The organism is Thermosipho atlanticus DSM 15807 (assembly GCF_900129985.1).
In the GTDB taxonomy this organism is placed as follows: domain Bacteria; phylum Thermotogota; class Thermotogae; order Thermotogales; family Fervidobacteriaceae; genus Thermosipho_A; species Thermosipho_A atlanticus.
The window spans coordinates 39,925-56,013 of record NZ_FQXN01000008.1; the positions used below are offsets into that span (position 1 = coordinate 39,925).

Below are 16,089 nucleotides of genomic sequence, written 5' to 3' on the forward strand. Positions count from 1 at the left end.
TAAACGTATTTTACCAATGCATTTCCACAACTATTCCAAAAGTCAATAAACTATCTATATATAGTTTTAAATCATAAATTGAATACTTAATACCAATCTCACCTGATATCTGTAGATCATTATCAACACTTATTTTACCACTAAATGATAAATCATAATTGATTTTGTGTATCATACCAATTCCTAAACCAAATTTTAAATTTTCACTTAAATACTGACCGTCGATTCCATCTAAATTGGAGAGATCAACAGGAAAAGAACTCCTCAGTTCTATAAAAAACGGTTCAAAATAGTAACTATCTTCTGCTGTTATAATTAAATTTGTTGCATTAGTAAGTTCAACCATTGCACCAACATTAAAATAATCAACTAACTTTAATTTTGCCCCTACGAAATAACTTTCATCTTTTAAAATAAACGCTCCTATTCTTTCATCGGATAGATAAATTTCGAAATTATTTGTTGAAAAATACTTTAATCCTATAGTTTTTGTTGGAACATAGTTAACATCAGATACTTTTTCTTCAATCTTACTCTTTAATTCTCCTATTTTAATTAAAACTACAAACTTCCCAAAAGAACCATTTAATATGTTTTTATAAACTCCATTTGAAAAAGGCACTTCATATTTTGCAGAATCTATTCCCTTTTGAAAATTAAATTTTAGTTTACTAGAAGCAGTTTCTATTGTTATTGAAATTTCACCTTGTATATTGATTTTCACATTATTTCCAACAAAAAAACCATTCGTATTTAAAACAAATTTTGCTTTCTCAAGAACAGGAAATAAATCAATCAACTTTTCAGGCTTCAAATTATACTTTGTGGCATCAGTATTCTTTACATAATATACCACGTATGAAACTACCATATTTTTCATTTCAGTGTCAATTTCCTGGAGTCGCTTCAGATATTCAGGCCATAAACTATCAGGACAATAAACTATTACATTATCACCTACTGCGTATATAGGAAGAGTATCTAAAACTTTTACAATTGAACTTGCAGAACGATTTTTTGGTTCATAGACATGAGGAACATAGTATGAGAGAGAATCTTCAGAAAAAACCACAAAAATATCCTCAACTTTACTATATGAAAAATTAAAAGGTGATAAAATCACTTTCAACGCTGTCTCAAGAGAAACATTATATAAAATCACATTAACATTGCCACTAATAGTGTTTGGATAAATAATTGTAGCATTAAACATCGTACCCAGTTGAGTTAGAACATCTTTGATATCCACTTCCTGGAATACTACATCATTTGTTTGAGCAAACAATGCTGTAAAAAGTAACAAAATAAACAAACCTATAATCATTTTTCTCATTTTCGCTCACCTACCAATTTAGCTTGTATAACAATAATTACATTTTTTTTGTGTGTTTCATATTTTGTTTGATAAAACAACTTTCCAATTATTGGAACGTCCTTCAACCCTGGAATACCAATATTTGTTTTTAATACAGTTTCAAAAGATAATCCAGCAATATAATAAGGTTCTTGGTACTTAACATCAACACTTGTTTCAAGTAAAGAACCCACAGGATTATCGTTTATTCCATCATTCATGACAGATTCAACAATTGTTCTAACATTTAAACTTATATGTTTTAGAAAAACATAACCCGTTAAAATTACTTCTGTGGTTAATCTTTTTTCAACATAATTATTATTTGCATCAACAAGTTTTAAACCTATAGTCGTATAACCTGAAATCCTTGAAACATTCCCTGACTTTACAAGAAGTGTTCCTTGACCTAATATTTTCGCGTTCCCAGAACGTATAAGTGAATCTAACAAGAAACTTAACTCATATGATAGGGGATTTATAATTGCCTGTAATCCATTCGGTGAATAATTGAAATCGAACCCTTGACCTCCCTCAGAACTTATTGCCCAATTTATTCCGAACTTTTCAAAATCTTTTTCATCCACTTCAATTATCTTGACTTCGACTTCAGCAGTATAAACTGGTATATCGATATAGGTAATAGTCTCCGCTATTTGAGAAGCTATTTTTGGCGGAGCATATATTAAAACCTGATTTATGTTAGGAGTTCTATAAATATAATTTCCAAAAATTTTTGGTAGTGCATTTACAACGTTATCATACGTTATGTTATACAAATTAATCAGATATTTTTCAGATATAAGACCAAATCCCGAACTATCAGGATCAGCAACCCCTACAAAATACACATTATCTACTTTGGTCCAATAATAACCTAACGGGAGCAACATCAAATCCAAAGCTTTTTCTAAAGATACGTCGTATACCTCTACCGTTATAAATCCAGAAACAAGGGGATCATATAAAATGGAAACTCCTTCCTGCATTGAAATTTGACTTAATGCATCTCTGATATCTGTTTGATAAAAATACACATCCACAGAAAACACAAAACTAATAACCAATAAAAAATAAATTATAATTAAAAATTTTCTCATTTTTTCACTTCCCCTATAATCTTTTTTTGATCTAATTTCTTATCACCATATTTTTTAAATAAAATAAATGTACTATTCTTTACTATCTCATTATATGCAGAAGAAATTACAAATTTCTTACTTTCATTTGGAAACAATACAAACTCCTCTGTAAAATCTATAGTTTGTAAAGGATCCTGCCGAATAATTTTTCCTTGTAAAATAGTATTACCTGTATTTCTGACGTTAATACTGAAAGTATTAGTAGCCACGTCAGTTACAAATGTTTCACAATCAACAGTTAATTCCCCTGACCGCAAAACAATCACAGGATTTTTAAAAAGGAAAATTTTCTCTTCAGAAGTAATATCTATTTCAAAAATATTATCTCCATCATTTAAACTTGAATTTCTTGAATCATATTTTATAAATCCATTAATTTTTGTATATGGAGACAAACGAATTGTCGAAGGAAAAATTTCTATACTATCTGAGTTAGTTTTTAAACTAAATCTAAGAGATTTGGGTGAAAGATTCTGTATATTAATTTTTGCATTCTCTATTGTTCTTTCTACAGGAATCAATATAATAAAAGGATCAATTAAAACGGCTGTTTCTTTAGGTTGTTCACCCGTGATATTTATCCTCTTAAAATTTGTCACCCTCATTCCTTGTGAAATTCCATCCATCTGAACTTCAAACTTTCCCCTTGGAAGAACAAAAGGTACAAAATATTCGAAGGAGACAACTCTATTTGGAAAAACAACAAAAGAGTTACTTGTAAGTGGAATCGAAGTTATAATTCGATTGATCTCTCTTGAAATAAGTCTCAATTCTCCATTAACAGCTAAAACCGCATTTCCGTTATTTTTGATTTTTAATTCAACAACTGCTCCAAAATTACCATATTTATTTATTAAACTTTCAGAAGCAATTGATGTAAGATCAACAACTTGAGCATCTATAATTTCTGTCCTCATATTTTTTTGAACTGGAAAATCCAGAATTATTAACGAAACATAATCAAACACTGTCTCAAAAACATCGGTTTTCCCGCCTTTTTGTTTAAAATGTACAGCTCCAAAAGCTTGAGCACCTCTAAAATCTCTGGGAATATTTAGTTTTATTTCGTAATCTATTGATTCACCTGGTTGTAATATTAGATATGTACTCTCACTGGTCATCCAATTTTTTATACTATACGAATATTCACCAACATCATATAAATATTTATTTCCCTCTATCACAAAATCGCTAAATTCCACTTCAACCTCAGCAATTGCTGGTGCCGAATTTGCAACATTAATTATTATTTTAATCTCATTTGTTCCAGAACTAATATCAATTCTATTTACTACAGGATAAATAGTAATCGTAAAAGAAACAACACTAAAAAATAATAAAATAACTAAAATAATCTTTCTCACAATCTCACCTCAAAATTCAATTTAATACATTAATAATATGCCATCTATACCATTTAATTAGATAAACACTTGTATTTATAAACATTTAAAAACTCGCAAAAATTGGCCCCAAAAGGGGCCAATAGTTTTTTACCTATATCTTTACTTTACTTAAAATGTTACTGTTGGTTCAAATGTTATCGAAAGTACAACTGTATAATCTCCAGCAGGTGTATTAGGATCTATATTAGTAATTGTTACTCCTATCAAATAATCTCCATCACTTATTGGTGATGTTGGCATAAAGGGATTACCGTCTTTTAAAACATATACTGTTCCACTAATATAAGCATCAAGTCCTCCCCAATCTGCATCTACACTCACTTCTACGTCAGCATTTGAATCAAGTGAAAACCATAAAAGGTCAACGTCTTCAGGTACATTTTCATAATCACAAATATCAAAGAAGCTATCTATCATCCATTCATATTCTAGATCCATCCATTGATGTACATACACTGTTATAGTTGAATCTAATGTCAAAGTATCAAACTGACATCCTGGTACATGTATAAAGTTTCCATTTGCGAAAATAAATAAACCAAATAATACTAAAATTCCAACCAATAATTTTCTCATAAATTTACCCCTCCTTCAAATTTTTCTTTCCAATCTTTTCTTACCAACTAACTGTTGGATTAAACGTAAATCTAACCGGTAAATAATACACTCCTGCAGGTGTTTCATATGGTCCAGGATCTGATGTTAAGACGTTTATTGTAAAAACAATGTCTCCTATACTAGCCTCTGGTAACCATACAGGAATAGTAGTATCTGTTCCCATCCTTGTTAAATCGCCCATGTTGTAGTTAAATTGAATATAGCTGTCTTCATTACTTTCTGCATCTGTAGATTTCACAAAAAAGTAAATTGAAATATTTTCAAGCACTCCTCCCCATTCATCCCTAAAATATGGATCTGGGAAATCAATTGAAACTTGCACATCTGCATTTGAAAAATAAGACATTTGAAGCAAAACAAATCCATCTTCTAGATAAACATCATTTGTTTCCTTATCACATACATGATATGGTGTGGCATCCCATGTTATGTCTATCCATTGATGTACTCTTGTGTCAATCTCATGGGTAAGATCGGTACTTTCCCAGTCACAACCAGGAACATGAAGAACATTAACTTGCGAAACCCCAACTAAAGCTAAAATCAAAACAAATGTCAAAACTAAGATTTTTATAAACCTCACTTTTACGCCTCCCATCTTTTAAAAAACAACACAACAAAAAGTAACAACAAACAGAAAATCTTCTAAATTCTACAATCTTTCTTTCGTTACCATTTTTTAAATGAAATAACTCTTTCCTTTGTTGAAAATGTTTATTTGTTAATAATATTTATTTAAAGATATTTAAAATTACTTTATATAAAATTTTACATAAACAAACAAACTTTACTAATTAACTAAGTATTAATCACATTAAACTCCATATTCTCTTCGTATATATAATATTACTGTATTATTATTATATCATCATGTTAAAGAAAAATATTAAAAAAATACAAAAGTTACATATAAGTTACTCAAAATTCATAATGGAACAGTTAAAGTAGATATAACATCAAACTATAAACGTTGAAAAATATTTCTACTTCATTTTCTTAAGAATTTTATTCAACTAAATTTGTAATAGTCAATTAAGGATTAATCTAAATTAAAAAAAACAGCAAAACAAAGAAGAACAGCTTTGCAATTTTTTAAATTTACTAGAACATATTTTCCTTTTAGCTTTACCTTATATGCTAAAATAAGAGTAGTACGAAATATTGGGAGGTGTTCAAATGTTTTATGTATCCAAAGAATTTACATTTGATGCTGCACATAACTTAGTAAAGTATCATGGTAAATGTGAGAATTTACATGGACATACTTATAAACTTGTAGTTACAGTGGCCGGCGAAAAAAACGAAGAGGGAATGGTAATAGATTTCCTCGAATTAAAAAAAATAGTTCAGGAAAATGTTTTAAATATTCTTGATCACGCATATATTAATAAAATTATTAAACAACCAAGCGCTGAAAACATAGCAGAGTGGATTTGGGAAAAACTTTCTAAAAAATTGTCTTCCGATAGATTTTTTTTGTACGAAATTAAACTTTATGAAACTCCAACTTCTTATGTGACCTTGAGAAAGGATGATAAGCATGTTTAATTTTGATAGTATCATAAATAGAAGGGGAACAAATTCATATAAATGGGATTATGGCCTAAATAAAAATAACAAAGATATACTTCCTTTATGGGTAGCAGACATGGACTTTGAAGCACCTATAGAAGTCATCGAAGCAATTAAAAGTAGAGCATCACATGGAATATATGGTTATACTTTTCGCCCAGACTCGTATTATAATGCCATAATTTCTTGGTTTAAAGATTACCATGACACAGAAATAAAAAAAGAGTGGATAGTTCCAATCCCGGGTGTTGTACCCGGCATTGCATTTGCTATTCAAGCTTTCACAAACCCTGGTGATAAAATCATTATTCAACCTCCAGTATACAGACCATTTTATGAAGTTATAAACGAACTTGGTAGAAGTATTAATCCTAACCCTTTAATTAACAAAAATGGATATTATGAAATGGATTTTGAAAACCTTGAAAGAATAATTGATAAGAGGACAAGAATGTTGATTTTATGTAGCCCACACAATCCTGTTGGAAGAGTTTGGAAAAAGGAGGAACTTGAAAGACTTGAAGAAATATGTTCTAAAAAAGGCATTCTAGTAGTTTCCGATGAAATACACGCTGACATAATTTACAAACCAAATAAACATTATGTCTTAACTTCTCTCTCCGAAAAATTCCATAATAATATAATTGTACTTACTGCACCAAGTAAAACATTCAACATCGCAGGACTTCAAATAGGAAACGCATTTATTCCCAATAAAGATTTAAGAAGTAAATTTAAGTCTATAGTTCACTCGCAACACTTAAGCATGTCAAATATTTTTGGTATTGTTGCTGCTGAAGCAGCATATAAATATGGGAAAAATTGGCTTATCAACTTGCTGAATTACCTAAAAAACAATGCAGAATATGTGAAAAAAAACTTGGAAAGTAACTCTGAAGTGAAAACACAAATACCAGAAGGTACATTCCTTATGTGGCTTGATTTTAGAAAATACAACTTTGATATACACAATACTCTTCTTCAAAATGGTCTATGGTTAAACGAAGGAAAAGAATTTGGAAAAGAAGGAATAGGTTTTGAAAGAATGAACATAGCAACATCAATAACAATAATTAAAAAAGCACTAGAAATTATATTAAAAGTAACAAAATGATTCTACTTCTTTACAATACTTTTTTTATAACTTATTTTTTTTACATTATCATACATGTCTATAAAAAGTTTAGATAAAGCATAAATTACGACGAGAAATTCCAATCTTCCCGTAAACATAGCTATTGTTAAAGTCCACATAGCACCAAGAGGCATGGTTGATGATGTTATCCCCACTGATAAACCTACTCCATTCATTGCAGACGAAAATTCAAACATAGCTTCAGTAAGGTTATATCCATAACAAGAAAGAATAATGCTTCCAACAAAAAAAGTGGAAAAGTACATAGAAAACACTAATAAAATTTCTTTTAAATCTTCATTGGAAATAAATTTTCTAGTTTGTCCCTTCCACACAGAAATTTTAGTAACACTTCTTGAGGGTAATAGAAATTCTTTTATAGAATGTATTATAACCCTTATTGTTACCCAGATACGATATTGTTTCAAACCTCCAGCTGTAGAATCCATTCCACCTCCTGCTAGCATTAAAGAAGTCAAAATAAACATAGCAACCCCAAAATTTATCCACACTGGACTTGAAAGATCAACTGTTGAAAAACCCGTTCCAGTCAATGCAGAAGTAGTTTGAAAAATTGCTTGCCTAAAACCTTCAGAAAAATTTGTGAATATCTTTCCCACGCCATTGAAAGTAATAATAAGTGTAGTTATAAAAATCGTAGAAAGCATAAGCCAAGGTTCGCCATTTTTAAATAAAGCTTTAAAATTCCCACGCCACAAAGCATAGTGAACACCAAAACCCGTTCCACCTAAAAACATTAATATCATCGTAACAATTTCAACAGAAACACTATTATACTCACCTATACTTCCATTTTTTACGGAAAATCCTCCCGTTGCTAATGCAGTTAATGAATGATTAAATGCATCAAAGAGAGGCATTCCAGCAATATCTAAAACTATTACTCCAATCACAGCATATATGACATAAATCAAAGAAATAATCCGAGCAGACCTTTTAATATTCGGAGCTATATTATCAACTCTTCCTTCAGCATGATATAATCCAAAACCTCTGGGACCTATAACCGAACCCATCATTATAAGAGCAAAACCTGCACCACCAATAAATTGCATTAAACTTCTCCATACAAGTATTAATTTTGAAACATCTTTTACATTTGAAAACATTGTCAACCCTGTTGTTGTAAATCCACTTGTTGCTTCAAATACTGCTTGTGAAAAATTTAAGTGCTCTATCATTATAAAAGGAATAGCTCCAATTACAACCACCAAAGTCCAAGTAAACAACACAATAACTGCCCCTTCTCTTACAGTGACTGTATGAGAAGAGTTTATTCCTGAAACCTTCTTTAAAATTAAACCTAAAATTAAAGAAATTACGGCAGGTATCAAGAATGCATACATATGTATCCATTCAAAAGGATAGAAAAAGGTAAAAACCAGAGGAATTAAAATTATGAAAGTGTAAAATATCAAAACACTTCCGACATTAAAAGTTATAATCTTGTATTGTTCAACTTTTGTTGGCATTTTACTCACCCGTTAGTAAATTTGCAATTTCCGTTTGAACAGTAGGAACCGCTATAATAAATAATCTATCTCCCACTTCTAGTATTGAATCACCGTGAGGAATTATTACCTCACCTTTTCTTAAAATTCCACCTACGACACAATCATGTGGCAACCCAATATCCTTCAATTTTTTACCAACCACTTGTGCATTTTCTGGTATTTCAATCTTTAAAAATGCTAATTTCCCCTCTTCAAGTGAGAGAAACTCTTCAAGTTCCTTGCCAAATAACAAGTTTTCTAATGCTCTTTGTAACATCGTAGTAGTACTTACTACAGCAGTAATACCCAATTTATTAAAAAGTTCTATATTATCGGGATTGTTAACCAAAGTAACAATATTTTTTACACCAAATATTTTTTTGGAAAGCTGAGTAATAATCAAATTTTCTTTATCTTTATTTGTTAACACAACAACGATGTCATCCTCTTCTATGTCTAATTGCTCTAATACTGACCTTTTACTAGCATCTCCATGTATAACAATAGCCTTTAAATCTCTTGCAAAGTCTTCGCATAATTTAGCATCTTTGTTTACAAGATAAATTCTATACCCCTTACTAGTAAAAGACTTTGCTAAAAAGTATGCTATTCTTTCTCCACCAATTATGACCACTTTCATTTAATATCACCAGCCACAATATTAGATAATTCATTTATTGCAAGAACTGTAGGAGAAACAACCTTTACATTGTACTCTTCAAATAATTTTATATTATCAGGTTCGTATACTCTGGCAATAACATTCTGTGCTGCAAAATAATATCTACAAGCCATAGAAATCAAAAAATTAGTGTTGTCATCTTCAGTTAGAACAAAAACATAGTCTGCTTTATCTACTTTAGCCTCTAAAAGAACATCTTTTTCCGTAGCATCTCCTGAAATTGTAAATCCAGTAAAATCTACGGAAAGATTTTCAAATGATTTTTCATTTTTATCAACCACAACAACATTATGACCTTGCGATGATGCAATGCTTGCTACATTAGCTCCCACTTTTCCACAACCAATCACAACTAAATATAAATTTCTTCTGCTATTACTGTTTTTCACTTTCATCCACCTTCTCCTTATTTGGATCTAAAGCTTTCGCGGCATTCAAATGTTTTTGTGCAAGCTCTTCGTTTCCACGTCTTTTTAAGAGTTCAAACATTAAATAATGTGGAATAGGTGAAGAAGGGGCATATTTAAACATCTGCCGTATTGATTTCTCTGCTCTGTTCAAATCCCCCTTCTTAATATTTTCATTTGCTTCTCTCAATAATCTATCAAAAGTCTCTTTTGGTTTTTCAAGCAAGCTCTTCACTTTAGCAATTAACTCCTCTCTTGTAAATGGTTTAGATAAATAATCAACATTCTCAAATTTAAAAAGCTCTGTTAAAATTTCAGGCTTTACATATGCAGATATAATCAGAATAGGGATATCAACTGCTTCTTTTCTGATCTCCTTAATCATTTCAAGACCAGATTTTCCTGGAAGTTTAACATCTGTAATAATTAGATCATACTTTCCTGGATTCTTACGAAAAGCTTCTAAAGCTTCTTCAGCACTAACATAAGTATCTATTTTAGTTGTTTCATCGCTCAAAAATCTCTCAATTAAAAATCTTACATTTCTTTCATCATCAACAACTAAAAAATTTGGCATAGTTACCTCCTCATAAAGAAAAGTTAGGGGGAACCCCCCCTAGCCTATTATATCACTATTGAAATAATCTTTCCAAGTTCTATAAAACTTTCTTTTAAACTAGCACCTCCAACTAGTCCTCCATCAATATCTGGTTGAACTATCAAGCCAAAGAAATTTTCAGGTTTTATACTTCCTCCGTAGAGTATCCTTACTTTTTCTGCTTCCTCTTTTGAATACATTTCCGCTAAAAGATTTCTTATAAATTTATGGACTTCCTGAGCTTGTCTAGGAGTAGCAACCTTTCCAGTCCCTATTGCCCACACTGGTTCATATGCTACAATAACTTTTTCTATTTCATTTACTCCTTTTAAACATTTTCTTAGTTGAGTTTCAATTACTGTAAATGTTAATCCATCTTCCCTTTCTTCTAACTTTTCGCCCACACACAAAATTGGAGTCAGTTCGACCTCTAAAGCTTTTAAAACTTTCTTATTTATTAACTCATCAGTTTCATTAAAAATATTTCTTCTCTCACTATGACCTAAAATTACATATTCAACTCCTATTTCTTTCAACATCTTCCAAGAAATTTCTCCGGTAAACGCTCCTGTATCTTCATAATACATGTTTTGAGCAGCAATTTTTATATTAGAATCCCTTAAAACTTCAGCAACTCCCGGAATAGAAACAAAAGGTGGTGCTACTATAATATCATACTCTGTCACACCGGCAAATCCATTTAATAAAAGACCAGCAAACTGTGAAGCTTCAACTGGTGTTTTATTCATCTTCCAATTTCCAGCAAGTATCAATCTTCTATTTTTTTTTTATTTAAAATAGATGAAATCCCCGGTAATTCTTTTCCTTCAAGAAATTCTAAAGATGCTCCTCCACCAGTAGAAACATGTGAAAATTTATCCTTCATACCAAATTTTGCTACAGCTGCAGCACTATCACCACCGCCTATAACAGATGTTGCCCCTTTTGAAGTTTCCTCTGCTATTGCGATTGCTATTTCTTTCGTTCCAGTAGAGAAATCATCTATCTCAAAAACTCCCATCGGTCCATTCCAAGCTATTGTTTTCGTTCCTGACAATTTTTCTTTGAAAAGTTTTATTGATTCAGGACCAATATCAAGACCCATCCAACCTTCTGGAATTCCATCATCTAAACTAAAGATCTTCTTCTCGACACCTGATTCTATTTTTTGAGCACAGACAGCATCAACAGGCAATATAAGTTCTACTCCTTTTTCCTCTGCATTTTTTAATAATTCTCTTGCAAGATTGATCTTATCTTCTTCAACTAAAGACGAACCTACTTCTTTTCCTAAAGCCTTCAAAAACGTAAACATCATTGCTCCACCAATTAAAATCTTGTCTGCCTTTTCAAGTAAATTTGTAATTACACCTATTTTATCCGATACTTTTGCTCCTCCAAGTACAACAGCGTAAGGTTTTTCAGGATTTAAAGCAGCTTTAGATAAAAACTTTATTTCTTTTTCCATTAAAAAGCCTGCAACACTTGGAATATATTGGGCAATTCCTACGTTGCTTGCATGTGCTCTATGTGCGGTACCAAAAGCATCGTTTACGTGCAAATCAGCAAGATCTGCCCATTTTTTTGCAAGCTCAGGATCATTCTTTGTTTCTCCTTTATCAAATCTTGTGTTTTCAAGAAGTATAACATCTCCTTGTTTAGCATTATTGACAACTTTTTCAACTTCTGGACCGTACAAATATGGTACAAATTTAACTTCTTTTCCAAGTAATTCCGAAAGTTTTTCTGCAACTGGCTTAAGAGAAAGTTCCGGTTTAGGTTCACCTTTAGGTCTACCAAGATGTGATAAAAGTATTACAATTGCTCCTTGTTCAACAGCATAATTAATTGTGGGAAGCGCTTCAACGATTCTTGTAGTGTCAGTAATTACACCATCTTTGATGGGAACATTAAAATCTACTCTCATTATCACCTTTTTATTTTTTAGATCTACATCTTTAATTGTTAATTTTTCCATTATTACACCTCCCTATTTAAATAACGGGGGCACACTGCCCCCATCTAAATTATTTGTATAAAACATTAAAGAAGTTTCTCAACCATTTCAAGCGTATCAACAACTCTGTTAGTATAACCATACTCATTATCGTACCATGAAAAGACGTTAACTAATGTTCCACCCATAACTTTTGTAAGTGTTGCATCGAAAATACCAGAAAATCTTGTTCCTACTATATCACTGCTTACAATTGGGGCAGTGTTGTATCCAATAATGCCTTTTAACTTTCCTTCGGTTGCTTTTTTAAGTACTTCGTTAACTTCTTCAACTGTTGTTTCTTTTTCTACAACTACACTCAAATTGGTTATTGAACCATCTGGAGTTGGAACCCTTATAGCCATTCCGTCAAGTTTTCCTTTAAGTTCAGGAACAACTAATGCTACTGCTTTAGCTGCACCTGTCGTAGTTGGAATTATATTCATTGCCGCTGCTCTTGCTCTTCTTAGATCTTTATGTGGAAGATCAAGAATTCTCTGATCATTCGTATATGAATGAACAGTAATAAGGTGACCAGTAATAATTTTGAATTCATCGTTTATCACTTTCGCAATTGCCGCAATTGAATTTGTTGTACAAGATGCACATGAAATAATGTTATGTTCAGGCTTTAACTGCTCTTCATTACATCCTATAACTACAGTAATATCTTCTCCTTTTGCAGGAGCAGTAATTATTACTTTTTTAGCACCTGCTTTTAAGTGTTTTTCAGCACCTTCCCTTTTTCTAAATACACCTGTTGATTCAACTACTACATCTACTCCTAAATCTTTCCAAGGAAGATTTTCTGGATCTTTTTCAGCAAAAATCTTAATTTCTTTACCATCAATAATTATAGAACTTTCTGTTGCCTTGACTTCATTTGGTAAAACCTTATGTACAGAATCATATTTAAAAAGATGAGCTAATGTTTCTGCATTAGTTAAATCGTTAATGGCAACAACTTCTATATCACTTTCGCGGCGAATAAGTTCCCTTAGTACTAACCTTCCAATCCTTCCAAAACCGTTAATGGCAATTCTCATGTTTATCCCTCCTTCATCTTTTGTCCTCGTGAAAAATTTTACTATCTTTTCTTAACAAGCATTGGTGAATTTTGATGAAATTTTCGTTACAATTTAAATATTCAAGAATAACTTTAAAAATTGAACTTTATCTTTAAAAATATCTTCAAATCAATTAGTCTTTCATTATTGCTTGAAGGAGCATAATACGGTTTACCAACTAAGTCATAAGCGTCTACTAATTCTAATTTGTTGTAAATCATCCCAGTCAATAATTTTGTTCCTAATGTAATTATACCAAAATCTTTTTCTATACCTATTTTAAATAACATCGTTTTTTCCAGTGAATCCTCATTTAATAAGTTAAACCCAGGTTCATAACTATCTCGTTCAGTCCAAGGATTTACTGGAGACTTTGTTCCAGATATTATGAATTCTAATTCAGAATTTAATTTAAAGTTTCCAGGAGTCCATAATAAATTTAACAATAACGCTAAATTATTTTCGCCGTATTTATAACCTATGTAATTCTCTTGGTAATCTATAACATAGTCCCCGAAAATTGTTTCATTGTAATAAGTATACCCGTATAGCAATTGATTACCACTATTACCTGATGGTTGAAAAGTATACTTTGTCGCACCCGCATGATACAGACCTATTTTCAAGTCACGTCTTAGCAATTTTTTAAATCCTAAAGACCATGCAACTTTATCTACCGTAGGATTTTCAGGATTGAAAATCCTATTTGCATTAAAATCATCAATCAAAATTTGAACATACCAGTACTTCTCCATGTCTTTATAATCTATAAAAAAACCCATCAATGAATTATCATTAAACATTCCATCTTTGTAAAAGGAACTTTCTCTTACATATTGTAAAAAGAAATTTGGAACAGGGTTTAAAAAATATTCTAGATCAAAGTATGTTCTTGAAGCATATACAACTGATTCTTCATATCCGATCCTAAAATTTCCAACTTTGATTGCATAATATTTGAAATTCATCCCCTTGTTTACAAAGTTTCCTCCATCATCATACGAAATGAGCACATAGCGAGTTTCATATTCAAATTTTTCATCTAAATACTTCATTGAAATCGTTGGTTTAGCGTAACCTAAAGATGAGAAATAAAGAGAATAAGGTGAGTCGATCACATCGTAATTTGAAAGATTTCCAAAAGAAAACTTTAAATTATCAGCAGAAAATCTTATTCCAGAATCAGTTAAAACTACATAATAATTTCCGTAAAAAGGGGCTAAAAATGGTGGAAATTTACCATCATTTGAAAATAATAACGATGTATGAAATGAAAAATCATTTGATTTATACCAGATCTCCAGCTGAAAAGAATTATAAAAATTATCTAATATATTCTGTTGATATGTTAAAGAAAATGTCGTACCAAAAATCATTATCGAAAATAATATAATTATAAAAACACAACAAATTCTTAACATGTACACCCCCCTTTAAATTAACTTATCTATTATATATTTATTATACACTAAAACTAGTTCAGAATGTTTTATTAAATAATTTCCTTGATTTATTTCAATGAAAAATTTTTATTCTCCCCCCTAAATAAATTCCTTATTTCACATGCAAAAAGTTTATAGTTTAAAACAAAATGGAATACTATTAACGCACCCAAAATATATCCAAACCACGTATGTATTGTACTCAGTAATTGCTTACTAAAGCCTATAAACTCCCATCCAGTTACTCTTGCAATTTTACCCGACGGAGCAATACTTAATCCTATACTACTTACAAATATTACAATAAATAAACCTATTAGTACCAAAGAAGTTATCGCTTTAACCTTTACTAAATTTTTCATTAATATCACCTCTTTCATAAATTGATTTTATTTGCGCGCTAGTTATTTGTACTTTCAAATTTTTTATGTTCTGTTTAACTATTTGCTTTTTTTCATAAATATAAAATATAATTTTAAAAATTACCTTGCCCGCATTATATCTATCATAATTAAATCCCCTCAACTTCGTATCTTCACATTGGGGGGATTCATCTACATACTTATTTTAATCAGCGTCATATACACATGTTCCCATTCCATAACCATATGCATGTTCTCTAACTTTGTTTTGTGGTCTGTTCATCATTCTACCTCTTACATTCCTTCTTTCCATTTCTGTATATGTATTTCCTCTGTTATTTTCCATTCCTCTTCTTGCAAATACTGGAAATCCGTTTTCTCTTACCACTATTTCTTTTCCATCTATTACTGCTTTGTCTACTACAATGTATGTTTCATCTTCTGTTGAAATTATTCTACCACTGATTTCTATATTTACTCCTACTTCTAAGCCATCATACAACCAAATTGGTCCTGTGTGTACTTCATATTCTTCTCCTTCAGCATCAATGATTACTTCCATCCCTTCTCCTGGTATCATTTCAATTTCCTTTACTGTACCTGATATGGTTGTTTCAGAAACTGTTGCTCCTTCAGGTAAATTTTGATAAAGTGGTTGTGTTCGACTTGTTGTGTTTGTCTGTACATAATTGCTCCTCCATGGTCCTACTGCAAATATACTTGCTGTTAACACTAATACTGTTAATAAAACTACACTAATCTTTTTAAACATAATTCCACCTCCTGGTTTTTTT

17 protein-coding genes are annotated in these 16,089 nt (G+C 31.0%); 2 read left to right on the forward strand and 15 right to left on the reverse strand.

The window, feature by feature from the left end:
* Positions 1-10 precede the first annotated feature (10 nt).
* The 5 genes from BUB65_RS08130 to BUB65_RS08150 form a co-directional block, all read right to left on the reverse strand.
* Positions 11-1,333, reverse strand: coding sequence for a hypothetical protein (locus tag BUB65_RS08130; protein WP_073074014.1), 1,323 nt, complete (start codon positions 1,331-1,333; stop codon positions 11-13).
* A complete protein-coding gene (locus BUB65_RS08135) occupies positions 1,330-2,454 on the reverse strand; it encodes a type II secretion system protein GspD (RefSeq protein WP_073074016.1) in 1,125 nt (374 codons plus the stop codon). The genes BUB65_RS08130 and BUB65_RS08135 overlap by 4 nt, the downstream gene beginning before the upstream one ends.
* On the reverse strand, positions 2,451-3,860 hold the full coding sequence (locus BUB65_RS08140; protein ID WP_073074019.1) for a hypothetical protein: 1,410 nt from the start codon (positions 3,858-3,860) through the stop codon (positions 2,451-2,453). The genes BUB65_RS08135 and BUB65_RS08140 overlap by 4 nt, the downstream gene beginning before the upstream one ends.
* Before the next feature lie 150 nt (positions 3,861-4,010).
* Entirely contained in the window at positions 4,011-4,478 is a 468-nt protein-coding gene (locus BUB65_RS08145) for a hypothetical protein (protein WP_073074021.1), read from the reverse strand.
* Positions 4,479-4,518: 40 nt separating this feature from the next.
* Positions 4,519-5,103: a hypothetical protein gene (locus tag BUB65_RS08150; RefSeq protein ID WP_073074023.1), complete on the reverse strand. Its 585-nt coding sequence runs from the start codon at positions 5,101-5,103 to the stop codon at positions 4,519-4,521.
* Between the two features lie 593 nt (positions 5,104-5,696).
* Between BUB65_RS08150 and queD the strand changes: the two genes are divergently transcribed.
* Both queD and BUB65_RS08160 read left to right on the forward strand, forming a co-directional pair.
* Positions 5,697-6,068 (forward strand): 6-carboxytetrahydropterin synthase QueD, encoded by a 372-nt coding sequence (gene queD, locus BUB65_RS08155; protein ID WP_073074025.1) that lies wholly within the window; start codon positions 5,697-5,699, stop codon positions 6,066-6,068.
* The gene (locus BUB65_RS08160) at positions 6,061-7,206 is read left to right on the forward strand and encodes a MalY/PatB family protein (RefSeq protein WP_073074027.1); all 1,146 of its coding nucleotides are present in this window, start codon (positions 6,061-6,063) and stop codon (positions 7,204-7,206) included. The genes queD and BUB65_RS08160 overlap by 8 nt, the downstream gene beginning before the upstream one ends.
* Positions 7,207-7,208: 2 nt before the next feature.
* Here BUB65_RS08160 and BUB65_RS08165 read toward each other — a convergent pair whose 3' ends face one another.
* The 10 genes from BUB65_RS08165 to BUB65_RS08215 form a co-directional block, all read right to left on the reverse strand.
* Positions 7,209-8,720, reverse strand: a complete 1,512-nt coding sequence (locus BUB65_RS08165; RefSeq protein ID WP_073074030.1) for a TrkH family potassium uptake protein — start codon at positions 8,718-8,720, stop codon at positions 7,209-7,211.
* A gap of 1 nt (position 8,721) precedes the next feature.
* Positions 8,722-9,381, reverse strand: coding sequence for a potassium channel family protein (locus BUB65_RS08170; protein ID WP_073074033.1), 660 nt, complete (start codon positions 9,379-9,381; stop codon positions 8,722-8,724).
* Entirely contained in the window at positions 9,378-9,818 is a 441-nt protein-coding gene (locus BUB65_RS08175) for a potassium channel family protein (RefSeq protein ID WP_073074035.1), read from the reverse strand. The genes BUB65_RS08170 and BUB65_RS08175 overlap by 4 nt, the downstream gene beginning before the upstream one ends.
* Positions 9,799-10,407 carry a response regulator gene (locus tag BUB65_RS08180; protein ID WP_073074038.1) on the reverse strand — a complete coding sequence of 203 codons (609 nt, stop codon included), beginning with the start codon at positions 10,405-10,407 and terminating at the stop codon, positions 9,799-9,801. Before BUB65_RS08180 ends, BUB65_RS08175 begins: the two co-directional genes overlap by 20 nt.
* 47 nt (positions 10,408-10,454) lie before the next feature.
* Positions 10,455-11,201 carry a triose-phosphate isomerase gene (gene tpiA, locus BUB65_RS08185; RefSeq protein ID WP_327192021.1) on the reverse strand — a complete coding sequence of 249 codons (747 nt, stop codon included), beginning with the start codon at positions 11,199-11,201 and terminating at the stop codon, positions 10,455-10,457.
* Complete coding sequence (locus BUB65_RS08190; RefSeq protein ID WP_073074040.1) at positions 11,198-12,406, reverse strand: phosphoglycerate kinase; 1,209 nt, start codon at positions 12,404-12,406, stop codon at positions 11,198-11,200. Before BUB65_RS08190 ends, tpiA begins: the two co-directional genes overlap by 4 nt.
* Positions 12,407-12,471: 65 nt before the next feature.
* Positions 12,472-13,470 carry a type I glyceraldehyde-3-phosphate dehydrogenase gene (gene gap, locus BUB65_RS08195; protein ID WP_073074042.1) on the reverse strand — a complete coding sequence of 333 codons (999 nt, stop codon included), beginning with the start codon at positions 13,468-13,470 and terminating at the stop codon, positions 12,472-12,474.
* Positions 13,471-13,583: 113 nt separating this feature from the next.
* The gene (locus BUB65_RS08200; protein ID WP_073074045.1) at positions 13,584-14,912 is read right to left on the reverse strand and encodes a hypothetical protein; all 1,329 of its coding nucleotides are present in this window, start codon (positions 14,910-14,912) and stop codon (positions 13,584-13,586) included.
* 89 nt (positions 14,913-15,001) lie between these two features.
* Positions 15,002-15,295, reverse strand: coding sequence for a DUF4405 domain-containing protein (locus BUB65_RS08205; protein WP_073074048.1), 294 nt, complete (start codon positions 15,293-15,295; stop codon positions 15,002-15,004).
* Positions 15,296-15,500: 205 nt separating this feature from the next.
* Positions 15,501-16,067 (reverse strand): hypothetical protein, encoded by a 567-nt coding sequence (locus BUB65_RS08215; RefSeq protein ID WP_073073020.1) that lies wholly within the window; start codon positions 16,065-16,067, stop codon positions 15,501-15,503.
* Between the last annotated feature and the right edge of the window lie 22 nt (positions 16,068-16,089).